Source organism: Verrucomicrobiia bacterium, assembly GCA_036405135.1.
In the GTDB taxonomy this organism is placed as follows: Bacteria; Verrucomicrobiota; Verrucomicrobiia; order Limisphaerales; family JAEYXS01; genus JAEYXS01.
On record DASWYF010000024.1, the window covers coordinates 111144 to 126524 of the forward strand.

The following is a 15381-nucleotide window of genomic DNA, read 5'->3' on the forward strand; positions in this document are numbered from 1 at the left end:
GGAAAAGCTAAGTAGTGAGGAGTGTTTGGATCACATTTTTTCTGATGTTGTTATGGTCACGACATTAAATATTTTTCCGGAAGCACAGAGCAATCATAGCATCAAAGTGGTTTGTGCGTGTACGATGGAGTGCCCGGCGGAGCGGCTGTTCGCGTTTTGGAGACAGTTGGAGAACATGCCGCGGGTGTTGCCCAGCCTGATCTCAGTGCAGCAGGTGACGAGGACGGAATCGCACTGGGTGGCGAAAGGGCCAAGGGAAGAATACATCGAGTGGGATGTGGAGATAGTGCATGAGGTGCCAGGGCAGTTGATCGCGTGGTGTACGAAGGAAGGGTTCGAGCCGGCGCATGCGGGAGCGGTACGGTTCGGGCCGGCGGCTCAGGGGGAAGGGACGGAGGTGACGGTGTCTCTGGAGTATGATGAGCCGGATGAGGATATGGAGCCGGTGGTGACGAGGTTGTTTGGGAGTGAGCCGGGGGCACAACTGGCGGATGATTTGCGGAGGGTGAAGGCAATGGTGGAAGCCGGTGGGAACCGGGTTGGAGCCGGGGACAGGCGGGTGGTGGCGTTCAGGTAGGGGATTTTAATTTGCCGGATGTGAGGATGATTTTGTTTCCGGTGCCGCTGGGGTGTTAACGGGTATCGCTATGGTGTTCTCTAATGGGTTGTAGAAAATATTTTAATTTTAGGGGTTGCGTATTTTTTGGGAGTGGTGGATAGTTTTTTCAGTGGTGGCCGGTATCGGCTGCCTGCGGCGGTCTGACCAGCGGTGGTTTGGCGGCTGAAACAAGGTAAGGAGGCTGTTATGGGTAATGGTGTTTCATCCACGGATTGTCTCCCCAAGGCAGAGGAAGTGTCTATTGGGGATGAGAGGGTTTCTTCCGGGAGGAAGGAAAAACGGGATGGGGAAGGGCTGGGGGCAACTGGCGATAAGAAACGGAAGCCTCGCTATGGTCTGAAGGGAAGCCGACGGGAGGTAAACCGGATTTTCCGGATTCTTTGAATTGCTTCTTGGGGTGGAAGTCATTTTAATCCGGGGAGTTCCAATGAGAGAGGGTGTCAAGCCAAGAGATGGGGGAGGATGCTTGCAAAGGGTCATACATATTTATCAATGGATGAGATGGCTGGTGGCCATCGTGCTGGGGCTTGGTCTATTCGCCGGTGAGGCACGGGCGGAGTTCGAGTTCGATGTGAAGTTGGGCTATGATGGTACAGTGCGGGAGGCAAACTGGTTTCCGGCGGCGTTCGAGATTTTCAATGATGGGCCGCCTTTCAGTGGCGTGATCGAGCTGATGAATGAGCAGGCGGGCAAGGGGCAGGTGCGCCGTATCCCGGTGGAGCTGCCCACGAATACACGGAAGCGGATCGTGGTGCCGGTGTTTGCCTCGGCGGGGAAGTATTCGCAATGGCGGGCAGTGGTGTATGATGAGCGGGAGAAGAAACGTGCGGAGGTGAAAAATCTGGGCATCCGGAAGGACTTGGAGTGGAACGCGATGTTGTTCGGAACGGTGGCAAGGACGTTTGGCGGGCAACCCATATTGCCTGATATGGCGAACAGCCAGGGGGATCGGGGTGCGGAGGTGGTGAGGTTGGATCCGGCGTTTTTGCCGGATGGACCGATCCCGCTGGAGGGGTTGCAGGCGATCTATTTGAACTCGGAGCGGGCGTTGGAGATCAGCGCGCAGCAGGGAGCGGCATTGATGGCGTGGATGCAGGCGGGCGGGCATTTGATCATAGGGATGGAGCAGCCGGGTGATCTGAACGGGTTGCCGTGGCTGGCACCCTTAATGCCGGTAAAGTTTGGCGGTTCGAGGTCGGTGGCGGCGGGGCAGGTGCTGGATTCTTTTGCGTGGGTGGGTACGGGGAGTCCGCATGCGTTCAATTATGCAAGCTCGGGCCGTAAGCGGGATGAAGCGGCGGAGTTCCGCGAGGCAACGACGCCCGTATTTCAAGCGACGATGTTGGACGGGAAGGAGCTGGTTTCTGCGAGCGGGTTGCCGCTGGTGATCCGCGCAGAGAGGGGACGCGGCTTGCTCACGGTATTGACGTTCAGCCCAGAGAGGGAACCATTCCGCTCGTGGAAGGGGCGAAATTATTTCTGGGCGCAATTGATCGGGGTGCCGCCTGCGTGGTTCACGGAGAACACGCATAACAACCAGTCTTATTTCAACAACCAGAGCATCGACGGTGTAGTGGGTGCGATGATCGATTCCAAGCAGGTGCGCAAATTGCCGGTGAGCTGGCTGCTGTTGCTGCTGGCGGTGTATCTGGTGGTGATCGGTCCGCTGGATCAGTGGTATCTGAAGAAGATCAACCGGCAGATGCTGACGTGGATCACGTTCCCCTGTTATGTGGTAGGTTTCTCGCTGCTGATCTATTGGATCGGTTTCATGCTGCGCGCGGGTGAGAGTGAGTGGAATGAACTGCATGTGGTGGATGTGATGCCGCACGGGGGCAAGGTGGAGCTGCGTGGAAGGACTTACGCCTCATGCTATTCGCCCTCCAATGCGAAATATCCGGTGGCGACGGATGTGGCGCATGCGACGTTCCGGGGTGAATTTCAAGGGGCCTTTGCCGCCTCCCAAGAGGCTGGCCGGACGGCGATCACGCAGATGGGCAAGGGTTTCGCAGCGGAGGTGTTCGTGCCGGTGTGGACGAGCCAACTGTTTGTGAGCGACTGGTCGCAATCCGGCGAAGAGCCGCTGCAGATGGAGGTGACGAAGAGCGGCGGGCAGACCTCGGTGCGGATCGAGAACAAGATGAAGGCGACGTTGGAGCGGGCATGGATCGTGGCCGGTGACAAGGTGTATGAGGTGTCGAGGTTGCAAGCCGGCGAACGGAGAGTGGTGAATCTGAGCAGTGCCGGGCAGGCTTTGGAAAGTTTTGTGCAGCAGAACACGTCAAACTTCGGCACGGCAGTGGAGCAGCGGCGCAATGCGTTCGGCAACAACCGGGGAAATTTCCTGCCTAATCCGCCGGTGCATCTGGCGGCGGCTTCCTTCCTAGGCAAGCTGGAGGAGAAGAATACGCCGAACAACAACAATCATAATTACGGAGCACGCTTCATATTGCCGGAGGGATTTGATCTGAGTGGGAATGTGAAGCGCGGGCAGATCTGTCTGCTGGCGTGGGCCAGCGGCGAATCACCCATCCCGGCATTGAACAAGTTTGAGACGCGCCGGTCCACACGCGACACGTTATTCCGCGTAGTGGCGTCCGCGCCGCAATAAGAAACGAGCGAGTGACTTATGGCAACTGAAGCAGCAAAGATTCCAGCCGTGCAGACGTTCGAGCTGACGCGCACGTATGGTGCGATGACGGCGCTGAGCCAGCTTAATCTGACGGTGAACCAGGGGGATCTGTTCGGGTTCATCGGTTCGAATGGTGCCGGCAAGACGACGACATTGCGCATTTTGGCAACGTTCCTCACGCCATCATCGGGTCGCGCGGAGATACTTGGTCATGATGTGGTGCGGGATGCGGATTCCGTACGGCATGTGATCGGTTACATGCCGGACTTTTTCGGTGTGTATAAGGACATGGAAGTGACGGAGTATCTGGATTTCTTCGGTGCATGCTATCGCATCCCGAGCGGCAAGCGTGAGAAGACAGTGGGCGATGTGTTGGAGTTGGTGGGATTGAGCGAGAAGAAGGGGGCACTCATTGGAGCCTTGAGCCGGGGCATGCAACAACGTCTCGGTCTGGCGCGTGTGCTGATCCATGATCCGAAGCTGCTCTTGCTGGACGAACCTGCGAGCGGTCTGGACCCGCGGGCGCGCATCGAGATGATGGCGATCCTTGAGGAGCTTCAGCGGATGGGGAAGACAATCATCATCTCGTCGCATATCCTAAGTGAATTGCAGACGTTGTGCGATCGTGTGGCGATCATCGAGAAGGGCAAGCTGATCTACAGCGGTCCGGTGCAGGGTGTGCGGGACCAGATGAGCGGGCGCATTTTCTGGGTGAAGGTGATGGATGGGATGGAGCGCGCGAAAGAATTGTTGAAGGCACATCCTGAGGTGACGGAGATCGAGCCGGTGGAGGAGCAGCTCAAGGTGACCTTGAAGGACCACGAGACGGATGCTTCGTTCATCGCGCCGATGCTAATCCAGGACGGATTAAAGCTGGTGGGATTGCGGGAGGATGAATTGGGGTTGGAAGAGGTCTTCATGCGGGTGACGCGTGGAGAGACTCAATAGCGGAAGGAGGATTTGATGGCTGCACACCTATCAAAGATAGGGTTGGGGTGGCTGCCGATAGTGGAGCGGGAACTGAGGGTCTCAGCACGGCAGAGCGGTTTGCATTGGGGGAGGTTTGCCGCAGTGGCGGCAGGCATCCTGGTTTTTGCGGTGATGCTTTTCCAAATGCGGGATCACCCGCCGCAACTGCTGGGGGCGAAGGTCTTCTACTATCTGGTGATGTTCATGATGGGGCAGAGCCTTTTCGCAGGGGTGGGCATGCTGGACAGCATCAGCAAAGAGAAGAGGGAGGGGACATTGGGGCTGCTTTTCCTGACGAGTTTGCGCGGCATCGATGTGGTGATGGGCAAGATGGCGGCAGGTTCGTTGAAGATCATTTACCGGATGCTGGCGTTTTTGCCCATCATCGGAAGCGCGTTTCTGCTAGGCGGAGTGAATTGGCAGTCATATTTGACAGCGGCGATCATCTGTTTGTCGGTGGCGTTGCTGTCACTTTGTTACGCAGCTTTCTGCTCTTCTCTCGGACGGGCTTATTGGGTTTCGTTCGGCTTATGGATGACCGGCATGTTGTTGTTATGTTTTGTGCCGCCGCTGTTGCTGACGTTGTTGCAGGTGCTTAACCTCAACTTTCATTTCATCCCCAATATCACTAATTGGTTTCCATTGCTTCAGATCAGTCCGATCGGGCTGTTTTTCAGCATGCAGCACCCTCTGATGGGAACGGGCTCGTTTTATATAGGCGGTTTTTTGCTCGAGGTGATGAAACTCTATGTGCTCCTGAGCGTGGTGTTTTTCGCGGGCAGTTGTTACTATACAGTGCAAGCGTGGAAAGACCGTGAAAAGAGGAAGGCACCTGCGCCGGAAAAAAAGACAGCGGTATCCAGGCCTGTGGCATGGACGGTGAAGAATCATTCACCGCTTTATTGGTTCATCACAAGGCAGCGTTCGAGCAAGGTCATCGCGGTGACTGTGATCATGGCCGGATTGGCGATGCTATGCTTTGCCTGGTTGATGACGCCGGAAGAGTATCGCTCACTAGGCTGGGGTGTGCTGCTGGTGGGCGCGGGACATTTGGCGGTCGTGTTGTGGATGGCTGCGGAAGCGGCCGCGTGGACTAACAAACTGCGGCAGACAGGTGAATTGGAATTGCTGCTTACCACGCCGTTGGCGATCCAGGAATTCTGGCGTGGTTATCAACAGGCGCTGTTTCGGAAATCCTTGATCCCAGTGGGACTCTTACTCTTCGCTTATTGGTGCTTTGCGACTTCCACCACGGGGACATTTTATGCGGTGAGCGACTGGGTGTTGCGTTTGCTGGGCATCATGTGCATCGGCCTGTTGCTGCCGTTGAACATGCTGGCGGCCGGGTGGACGGGGGCATGGCTTGGCAGCATTTCCAAGAATGAATTCACTGCTGCTGCGGCGGCTGTGGGGCTGGTGTTGGGAACAGCGGTCTTGGCGGTAGCGGTGCTATATTTTATCGCCGGGATCTTTCCGGACATGCCTACAGCGGCACAATACTTCAGCCGTTCATCACGTTATTATTACTATTACAATCCTCCAGCTCGTGAATGGCAGTTCCTATTGTTCTGCGGGTTGCCATGGTTTTTTGTGGTGAGGGCCAGTTTGGTTTTCTTCAAGTGGTCACGGTCGCATTGTTTGGCGTTGCGTCATGCTGTTCAGTCGGAAGATCTCAATGATATTGGATGGAAACGATACTCCAGGATTTTCCTGCAATCGTTTTACCGCCGTCCCGTCTCGTTGATGGAGGATAAGCCGTGAAACTGGGACGTTTCTTTCCCGTAGTTGGACGAGAGTTGCGTGTGGCGGCCCGGCACAAGTCCACTTATTGGAACCGGGTTCTGGCAGCGAGCATAGCGTTGATCATTTTCTTCCTCTGCGGCATGGCGACGATGCAGGCTCCCGCGCATATCATGGGGATGGTCTTGTTCTATGCCATCTCCGGTTTGTCAGGATTGCTCTGCGCCGTGGCTGGCAGCGGTGTGGCGGATGCCATCAGCAGCGAGAAACGCGAAGGCACGCTAGGGTTGCTCTTTCTGACGAATCTTACGGGCTATGATGTGGTGGCTGGCAAAATCGCTGCGGGATCGTTGGGAGCAGTTTACCGTCTGATCGCCATCATCCCCGTGCTGGCTATCACGTTCTTGCTCGGCGGGGTGGACATGGACGCCTACTTGCGCGTCATTTTCGGCTGCGCAAACCTGATGTTTCTTTCGCTGGCTGTTGGGGTTTTCTGGTCCTCACGAATGGTCACGTCGTGGGCCGCTATGCTGGCATGGCTGGCGACCATGGTTTTTTTGATCTTAGGCTGGCCGATATGCATGTTGATGGTGCACGAGCTTCTGGATGGCGGCATGTATTATGAACTGCTTTGGGATTCGCAGTATCGGTATTACCTCCTGGCTGTCTTCACTCCTTCACCGGGATTCAGCGCGGTGCTGGCAGTGGGGCCGCAGCAGTTTTTTGGGCAGTATAATTGGGGGTTCTGGCTGTCTTTGGGCGTGCAACATATGATGGCGTGGACTGCTTTGATCATCGCATGCCGCCGCACCCAGAACACTTGGAAGCTGCAGGAAAAACAACCCGTCGCCCGGCCGAAAAACTGGATCAGCACCAGAGAGCTGCTAGTGCAGGCTTTTAACTGGTTGCGCTGGCGCCGGAAGAAATTGCAGCATGAGGAGCCGCTTGCCTGGCTGGTGTGTCGAAGCCGGTTGGGTTTGAACATCACGCTCACCGTGCTGGCTGCCAGCACGTTCATCTATGCGATGGGCTTGATCTTCGACCCGCATGATTGGGCGGATGACGATATGTTCACGCTGGTCATGACAGCGAGCCATATCTGGATGCTGGCCTGGATGGCGGGTGAAGCTGCCACATGGATCTATCGCGACCGTTATTCTGGTGCGATGGAATTGATTTTGGCGACTCCGCTGAAGGTGGAGGACATCCTGAAAGGGCATTTCCAAGGACTCAACCGTAAGTTTCTTTTGCCAGTGACATGGGTTGTCTTGGCCGATGTCATCTTCCTGTGTCATGATGACAATTTTCGTTATTATGGTGATCGGCATTGGTTCATCAGCGAATATTTCGGTTACATTTTATGGTCTGCTTACATCCTCATGTTGTTTTTCAATCTGTATACCATGCGCTGGACGGCGACATGGATGGGCATAATTTCCCGGAATGAATTCACCGCTACCTCCTCGAGCCTCATGTGGCTATGCCTGCCCACTTGGGGCCTGATAGCGGGCGGAGCGATCAGCATCGCCTTGTTGATCGAGGTTTTCGACCAGCAATGGCTGGATGATTTGATGGATCATTTTCAGGAATGGCATTTTCTTATCCTCTGGTTGATGATCGCCAGCATCAATAATTTGGTGCTGATCCGGTTGAGCCGTCGTGAATGCCAGCGTCTGCGCGAGTATGCCGCCACGCGGCCAGAAACGGGTTTTTGGGCTCAATTAAAATATGCAGCAAGCTTGTTTCGTCGGCGCAGCCTGCCAGAGTCCGGGGGAGCGAACGGATGAAAGTCTTTCCGGTAGTAGAACGGGAACTGCGTGCTGCCTCGCGTCGCCCCGGCACTTATTGGGTGCGGTTTGTGGCGGCAGGAGCGGCGATGTCCATCGCCGCTTGGATTCTGCTGGTGACTTCTGACGGCACACAGTCCGCCCAACTTAGTCATGGAATATTCATCTCTCTGTCCATTTTCGCGTTCATCTACTGCCTTTTTGCCGGAGTCAGAAACACGGCTGATTGCATCAGTGAAGAACGTCGGGAAGGGACTTTGGGGTTGTTGTTTTTGACGGACCTAAAAGCTTTTGAAGTTCTTTTCGGCAAACTCGCGGCGACTTCGTTGAATTCCATATACGGTCTGGTGGCCATCTTCCCGATGCTCGCATTACCGCTGCTGCTTGGTGGCATGACGTTGGAGCAATACGGTGTGATGCTTTTGGTGCTGCTCAATACGCTCTTCATCTCGTTGGCAGTGGGGTTATGTGTTTCCACCATCGTCGAAGGCGAACGCGCGGCGATGATCTTGACCATCGTCGGAATGGTGTTCTTTTGTGTGGGCTGGACGATAGTGGGCTGGTTCTTGATCGAGAAGGTGCTGGGTTTGGACGGGCAATTCGAAAAATGGTGGTCTGAGGCTGCATTCGGCTGGGTATCGCCAGTTTACACATTCAACGAATTGCTTGAGTCGTTGGATCAGCCCAGAATAAATGAATCGGTCTGGTACTCTTTGCTCATGGTCCATATCGTGAGTTGGCTGCTTGTATTCATCGCGCAATGGCGTTTGCCAAAGATATGGCAGGACAAGGCGGAAACCATCCGCGGCCTGCGTTGGAAGCAGCGTTGGAGGCTCTGGGCTGATGGCGATCGTGACCAGCGCGCAAGCTATCGCAGTCGATTGCTGGATGAATCTCCTACGATGTGGCTGGGATCACGCAACCGCCTTAAACCGATGTTTGTGTGGGGCACCTTGGGCACGTTGGGTCTGTTGTGGCTTTGGGGTTATGTGGAGAATCCGAATGACTGGTTGGATGAAGGCGTGCATCTGATGACAGGAGTGATACTGACGACGGTGGTCAAGATATGGGTGGCGATCGAAGCCGCACACCGTTTCAATCGCGATCGGCAGAGCGGTGCATTGGAACTCATGCTCTCCACACCCCTTTCCGTTCCAGAGATAGTCTCCGGCCAGTTTCAGGCGTTAAAGCGTCAATTTCTTTGGCCGGTTGTGGTCATACTGGGGATACACTTCCTGTTCATCCTCTCGGAAAAGGCCAGCGGTGGAATGGTGACCTGGTGGCTCGGAGCCATGGCGATGCTGGTGGCAGATCTGTTCGCGATCGCTTACATCGGCATGTGGCTGGGCTTGAACCACCGCTATGCCACCCGGGCGACTGGCTCCACCCTGGCGAGGGTGTTGCTGTTGCCCGTGCTCATCATGATAGCGTTCTTTACATTCATGGCATTGGCCTCCCGGAGCGGAGGAATGGGGCGCATGGAAAATGTGGCCATGGCGGTATGGTTGATGGCAGGCATGGGGGTGAATCTTTTCTTCGGCTTGCGTGCATGGCACGGATTGCATGACCAGTTGCGTGACCTGGCGGCATCACGCTTCGATTCCCACCAGATTAAGAAAGGATGATGCGTTGACCTTTCTTCCCATGGTTGAACGCGAGTTGCGAGTGCTGGCCCGAAAGCCTGCGACGTATCGGTGGCGTTGGTTGATCGGTGGACTGGCTTTCGGGATGGCCCTGTTCCTCATCACCATAATGGGGTTGGTGGGTCAGCCGCGCGGATGGGGAGAAGCCTTGTTCTGGGTGCTGACAGTTTACGCGGCCATTGTATGCTTGCTTGCGGGGATGTTTGGCACTGCGGATATCATCAGTGAAGAAAAACGTGATGGCACTTTGGGCCTGCTGTTCCTGACGGATCTGAAAGGGTATGATGTCGTCATCGGTAAGTTCAGTGCTGTGGCACTGAATGCCTTCTATTGGCTGCTGGCGATCATCCCGGTCCTTGCGCTGCCCCTGCTGATCGGTGGTGTCACTTTCGGTGAATTTGTACGGGTCTCATTCGGTCTGGCGAACCTCTTGTTCTTTACTATGGCTGTCGGCACATGGGCTTCCTCCCGTTCCATCGAGATTCAAAGCAGTTTCCTGAAGGCCTCATCGGTGATGATTCTCTGCTGCTTGCTGACACCGATGATGTATCTGGCTCCTTACGGGCTGGTATCATGGGCGTCGGTCTTTGGAAGCAGCTTCAACTTGGGGGCCACTTACGAACGATTGGCAGTGCTTACGTTCAGTCCAGTTGTCGCACTGCTCAGTTCAGGCGACGATAAATACACCAGCAGCCCGGCGATCTATATGTGGTCTCTGCTGGGATCGCATTTGCTCGCCTGGAGTTTGTTGCTAATGGCAGCTTGGCGACTGCCCAAGATATGGCAGCAACCTGCGCGTGAAGCCGGAAACTGGGTAGCCTCAAAGATCACTCTGGCACGGAAATCAACGACCTTCGATGAACGCGCTGCGATGCTGGATGAAAACCCGATGTTGTTCCTGATGCGTCCTACGCGGGGGATGAGATTGGCGATCAAGGGCCTGATTGCATTGTCAGTCCTGATCGTGCTGGTGGACATATTCCTGATCGACGAGGCGAGTTTTCTCCATGTCCCGTTCAGAGGCGGCATCATCCGCTGGGCCGTGCTTTTTCCATTGGAGGTGATGCTGACATTTCAGGCCTGCCGTTTCTTCACATATGCCCGCAGTTCCGGGTTGTTTGAGTTGCTTGCCAGCACACCCCTGACGGTGAAGCAGATCGTCTCGGCCCATTGGACCGTGTTGAACCGGACATTCCAGTTGCCGTTCGCCCTCGCATTCATTTTCATGCTTTTTGGTGGTGTCAGATTTATGTTGGACGAGATGAACAGCGGCATGTCCAGCTCTTCGCCGTTTTTTTTGCACGGGATACAGATGTTCACGGTAGTGATGGGTGTCGGATTGAAGGTGCTCGATTACTTTCTGCTGGGCTGGATGGCCGCGTGGATGTCTTTAAAGCTGAAACGTCCCGGCTGGGCGGCCTTCTTCACGCTTCTGTTCGCACTGGTCATCCCGGGCTTTCTTTGCTGGCTGGGCTATCTGTTCAAGCCAGTGCTCATAGCGGTGTCACGCCACTATGTGGTCTATGAATTGCCTCGCCTGGTGCGCATGCAATTTGATGCCCGCATGCCTGTGGCAGCAGCGATCCGCACAACCCCGCCACCTATTCGCTAGTTCACTTCACCGTGACTTTGGGCGGATATGCGTAATCCTGCCATAGCCGGTCCAATTCTGCTTTTTCAGGCACACCATCCGCCACAATGAATCGATAGCGGGCAGTCAATGGCTTGCCGGGTTCGATGCTCCAATCACCCAGTTGCGAAGGTGCAAAACAGGTCTGCGGGTTCTTGGGGTTCACGCGAATGGGCTGAGGCGAGCGGAAGTTGCCCGGATGATCCATCAAGGTGATGCTAGCCAGCTCACCATCTGTCTTTCCGCTGATACGGATCCAGTTGATGCGCTGCTCGTTCATCTTCACGCGATCGGTTTCACCGCTGGAAATCATGAAGGAAACATTATCTTTTTGTTCCCATTGCGGGTTCGCCCGAAAGCCCAGTCCGCCATAGTAATACTTCGGCAGCTTGAGCGGTTTATCCGTGGCGCAGCTTTGCACCGAAACGAGATCGATCACATGCAGTTTGGAACCGGGCAGGGCATAGGTCTTCACCTGCCAGGTTTCATCCAATACCGGTGCGCCTGAATCCAGAAACTTATGTGAACTGCTGAAACCCGCATGAACTGGGCCGCTCCAGGTGTTCTCTAGTTTATCGAAATCGATCCTTGCCGTCAGTTTGTCTCCTTTGCTCTGGTTCCAGAAATCCGGTGCGCTCTCTCCAAACTCCGTGTGCGTCCAGGCGTACCAGATACCGCGATGCCACAAATGATCTGGCGGATAATCGCCCGTTACCGTTTTGCCTGAAGGCGTGAGGATGGGATGCAGATACGAATTATGCCGGTAAACTGGCTTGATCTCAGGGCGGGGGGCTTCTGTGTCAGCCATCTGATAGCTGAGCACCTTTTTGCCGTTGTTCTGCAGGTCGATCGCCGTTCCTGATCTCTTGGCACTCGCCGACGGTTTTTGCTTGGCTGTCTTGACCGTCAGTGTGAGCGACTGATTCTTGGCTAGTTTATCCAGGACAAAAGATGCCTGTCCCTTGTCATCATTCTGTAATGAAAAAGTGCGTCCATCTTTAGCCTTGAGCTGGTAATGCTTTGAATCCTTTTTGTCCCACGCAACGGTGACGACGCAATCCTGCCGGTCATGCTCGCCAGCTTCGACGGTGAGAGACTTGGGAGCAGCCTTTGCATCAAGATATGGAAAAGCTGTGCAGATGATCGATAGCGCGACAACGCGACTGTAAAATGCCGAGGGGAACATTCCGCAAGGTGTGCGCCTCGGCAGCGTTTCCGTCAAGCTGAATGCATGTGGTTGCGTCGGTTAAGTCTTGAACCGTCGCGTCGGCTGCTTGATGCGTTGGGGACGCCCTTTGCGTTTGGCGCGCGTTGGCGGCATATAACGCTTCTTGATCTTGCCGTCTTTATCCCGCTCGCGTTCGCTCGGACGCTTGCGCGCCTCGATCTTCTCCGCATGCGACTTGAGCTTGAACTTCCGCACCGGATCGATCGTTTTCGGACGCGCTTTGGGCACGAGTATCAGCGGGCAACCTTCAAAGCCGAACGCCTTCCGCATCTGATGTGAGAGATACTTGTAATACGCATCCGAGAACAGTTCGTCCCGGTTCACGAAAAGCAGAAACGTCGGTGGAGCTTGGCGCACTTGCGTGGCGTAATAGAATGTCAATCGCGTTCCCTTTGCGCTCACCGGTTGCTTGCGCTCGATCGCGTCTTGCAACGTGCGGTTCAAAATAGACGTCGGGACCTTTTGCTTGAGCTGTGCCGCTACATAGCGCACCGCTTCAAGCAAGCGGTCCAGATGGAAGCCTGATTTGGCCGAAGTAAAGATGACCGGTGCGTAATCCAGGAAGAAGAGTTGCGATTGTACCCACTCGGAGAACTCGCCGAACGTCGTCATCAATCGCCCGCCACGATCATAATTCTCCTCCTTGGAGCGTTTCTTGGCCTGCTCTTCACGAGCCTTCTTGACCTGCTCGGAAACAAGATCCCATTTGTTGATCACCACGATGCACGCTTTGCGGCATTTGATGATGTGATCCGCGATTTTTTTGTCCTGCTCGGTGATGCTGACTTCTGCATCGATGACCAGCACGACGATGTCACTGCGATCAATCGCGTCTTCCGTGCGCTTCGCGCTAAAAAACTCGATGCTGTCATCCACGCGCCGTGCCTTGCGGAGACCGGCGGTGTCGATGAGCAGATACTGCTGGCGGATGCCATCCGTCTCCACTTCGAAAGGCACATCCACCGCATCCCGCGTCGTGCCAGGGATTTCACTCACGATCACGCGCTCAGACTGGGTGAGCGCATTGATGATCGAGGACTTGCCCACATTGGGCCGTCCCACGATCGCCAGCTTCAATGGTCCTTCCGGAGCCTTCTCGCCTTCAGCCAAGACTGGTTTCTCTTCCGGCACGTAAGGCGGCAGTAGGGCGACAGAAGCCTCGATCAAAGCATCAATGCCCATGCCATGGATCGCCGTCACCGGGAAAATTTTTGAGAAACCCAACCGGCTGAACTCCACGGACTGGCCTTCTACACCCGCATGGTCCACTTTGTTCACCGCCAGTAAAATAGGCTTACCGCTTGCGCGCAACCGTTTGGCCACTTCAAGGTCCAACGGCACAATGCCTTCCTGCACATTGACCACGAGAATGATCACGTTTGCCGATTCAACCGCCAGATCCACCTGTTCCACGGCTGCCTTGGTGATCACATCCTGCGCTTTCTCGCCGCGCATCAGACCGATACCACCCGTGTCGATCATGGTGTAGGGACGACCACGCCACTCCGCTTCGGCTGTGACACGATCACGCGTCACACCGGGTTGATCATGTACAATAGCGAGGCGCCGCCCGATAATGCGGTTGAACAGGGCGGACTTGCCGACATTCGGCCGTCCTACGATGGCGATAATTCCAGACATCGCGCCCAGCATGGGGCTGGAAAGGCTTTCGGCAAAGGGAAAAAACTTGGGCATTCGAGATATAGAGCTGGACCTTGGACTAAGGGATTATGAGTCCTCTGCTCTATCCGCTGACCAAATTGGCAATAAAACGGCTGATTGCAGGCTTGTGAGCGGGCATCGTTTCACGGTTAATTGGCAAGATAACACGCATGAGTCGTCACCTAGCATTATCACGTCGGACCGCCATCAAAGCAGGAGTGGGTTTTGTCCTGGCTGCCCCATTCATATCGCGAGCGGAGACTTCCAAGGCCGAAACCGCCGCCCAATCTGCTCACGTCGAACTGTGGCGTCGTTTGATCGATAAGCACGATGTGATGCTCGATTTCGCCGACCTCGATGGAAAAGTGATCATACCCACGCCCGAAGAGTGTCGTGAAGGCAAGCCCAATGCGCTCGGTTGGTGGAGCCCGATCGAGAATGGCGGGTTCTTTAACGGCCTCTATATCGAAGCCATGGTGGACCGCTGGAGTGTCACCAAGTCCAAGTCTGATGCCGAGAAAGTCCGCCGCATGGCCCGCGGCCTCATGAAACTCGCCTCTGTCAGTTCGGTGAAAGGTTTCGTAGCCCGTGGCATGGGCACCGATGGCGTGAGCCATTATCCGATGGGCTCCAATGACCAGACAGCTCCTTGGCTCTCCGGTCTGTGGCGTTATCTGCAAACAGATCTGCCGGATAAAGCAGAGCGGGCGCAGATCGTCGCCAAGGTGATCGAGACGGTGGAAGTCATCATCACGTTGGGCTGGAAGATGCCCGCAGAAGAGCCCTTCAAGATTCGTGGACAATTTCACGAGATCAGTTGGGAAAGCTCACCCCGCGTTCTGTTCGTCCTTAAATGGATGCACCAGCTCACTAAGGATGCGAAATGGGACAAGATGTATCGACAGGCGATGCAAGAGGTTGGCGGTAAGAAGAACATCTCCCGCTTGGCTGCCTGTGAAGGCGGCATGATCTTCGAGCACGGTCCCCGTCATTCATGGACCGCCTCCATCCCGAACTCCTGCCTGCGCGCCCTATGGGAAATGGAGACAGATAAAGAATTGAAAGCCGCCTATACGAAGGGCTTGCAGGCAGGAGCCACTGTGGCGATGGAAAGCCTGCCCATCGGCATGCAGTTCAATAATGATGATGTTAAAAAATTCGAGCACGACTGGCGGGTGATGAACCAATGGTGGAAACCCCAGCAAACGGAACAGGAAGCTGTGGCACTGGCCCAGATGCAGTTGCGCGAATACGGAAAAGTGGCGCCACGTCGCGGTCAGGAAGTGAACGGCGTGCGCGAACCAGCCTTTGCTGCTTGGGTAGTTTCACTGGCACCCGATAAGACGATATTGAAGGAACGCCGCGAGCAGTTGGAAAAGATCGTGGCGCATTACCGTTACGAACGGTTGCTCTACTCGCAATTCTTCCCGCTGGAGAACGTGTGGTGGAGACTCCGTCGCGAATTCTAAAC

Annotated in this window: 10 protein-coding genes; 8 read left to right on the forward strand and 2 right to left on the reverse strand. The window is 55.2% G+C overall.

What is annotated here, in order from left to right; all coding sequences use genetic code 11:
- Nucleotides 1-52 precede the first annotated feature (52 nt).
- The 7 genes from VGH19_12610 to VGH19_12640 all read left to right on the forward strand — a co-directional run bounded on the left by VGH19_12610 (nucleotide 53) and on the right by VGH19_12640 (nucleotide 11002).
- Nucleotides 53-577 carry an SRPBCC family protein gene (locus VGH19_12610; GenBank protein HEY1172207.1) on the forward strand — a complete coding sequence of 175 codons (525 nt, stop codon included), beginning with the start codon at nucleotides 53-55 and terminating at the stop codon, nucleotides 575-577.
- 538 nt (nucleotides 578-1115) lie between these two features.
- Complete coding sequence (locus VGH19_12615) at nucleotides 1116-3230, forward strand: hypothetical protein (protein ID HEY1172208.1); 2115 nt, start codon at nucleotides 1116-1118, stop codon at nucleotides 3228-3230.
- Between the two features lie 18 nt (nucleotides 3231-3248).
- A complete protein-coding gene (locus tag VGH19_12620) occupies nucleotides 3249-4199 on the forward strand; it encodes an ABC transporter ATP-binding protein (protein ID HEY1172209.1) in 951 nt (316 codons plus the stop codon).
- Nucleotides 4200-4214: 15 nt separating this feature from the next.
- Nucleotides 4215-5981, forward strand: a complete 1767-nt coding sequence (locus VGH19_12625) for a hypothetical protein (GenBank protein HEY1172210.1) — start codon at nucleotides 4215-4217, stop codon at nucleotides 5979-5981.
- Entirely contained in the window at nucleotides 5978-7747 is a 1770-nt protein-coding gene (locus VGH19_12630) for an ABC transporter permease subunit (protein ID HEY1172211.1), read from the forward strand. Before VGH19_12625 ends, VGH19_12630 begins: the two co-directional genes overlap by 4 nt.
- Nucleotides 7744-9372 carry an ABC transporter permease subunit gene (locus tag VGH19_12635; GenBank protein HEY1172212.1) on the forward strand — a complete coding sequence of 543 codons (1629 nt, stop codon included), beginning with the start codon at nucleotides 7744-7746 and terminating at the stop codon, nucleotides 9370-9372. Before VGH19_12630 ends, VGH19_12635 begins: the two co-directional genes overlap by 4 nt.
- 4 nt (nucleotides 9373-9376) lie before the next feature.
- On the forward strand, nucleotides 9377-11002 hold the full coding sequence (locus tag VGH19_12640) for a hypothetical protein (protein ID HEY1172213.1): 1626 nt from the start codon (nucleotides 9377-9379) through the stop codon (nucleotides 11000-11002).
- 1 nt (nucleotide 11003) lies between these two features.
- Here the strand turns inward: VGH19_12640 and VGH19_12645 are convergent, their stop codons facing one another.
- Together VGH19_12645 and der are read right to left on the reverse strand one after the other, a co-directional pair.
- Complete coding sequence (locus VGH19_12645; protein ID HEY1172214.1) at nucleotides 11004-12242, reverse strand: PmoA family protein; 1239 nt, start codon at nucleotides 12240-12242, stop codon at nucleotides 11004-11006.
- 24 nt (nucleotides 12243-12266) lie between these two features.
- Nucleotides 12267-13943, reverse strand: a complete 1677-nt coding sequence (der, locus tag VGH19_12650; GenBank protein ID HEY1172215.1) for a ribosome biogenesis GTPase Der — start codon at nucleotides 13941-13943, stop codon at nucleotides 12267-12269.
- Between the two features lie 137 nt (nucleotides 13944-14080).
- Here der and VGH19_12655 point away from each other — a divergent pair, with 137 nt between their 5' ends.
- Nucleotides 14081-15379 carry a hypothetical protein gene (locus VGH19_12655; protein HEY1172216.1) on the forward strand — a complete coding sequence of 433 codons (1299 nt, stop codon included), beginning with the start codon at nucleotides 14081-14083 and terminating at the stop codon, nucleotides 15377-15379.
- The last annotated feature ends 2 nt before the right edge of the window (nucleotides 15380-15381 follow it).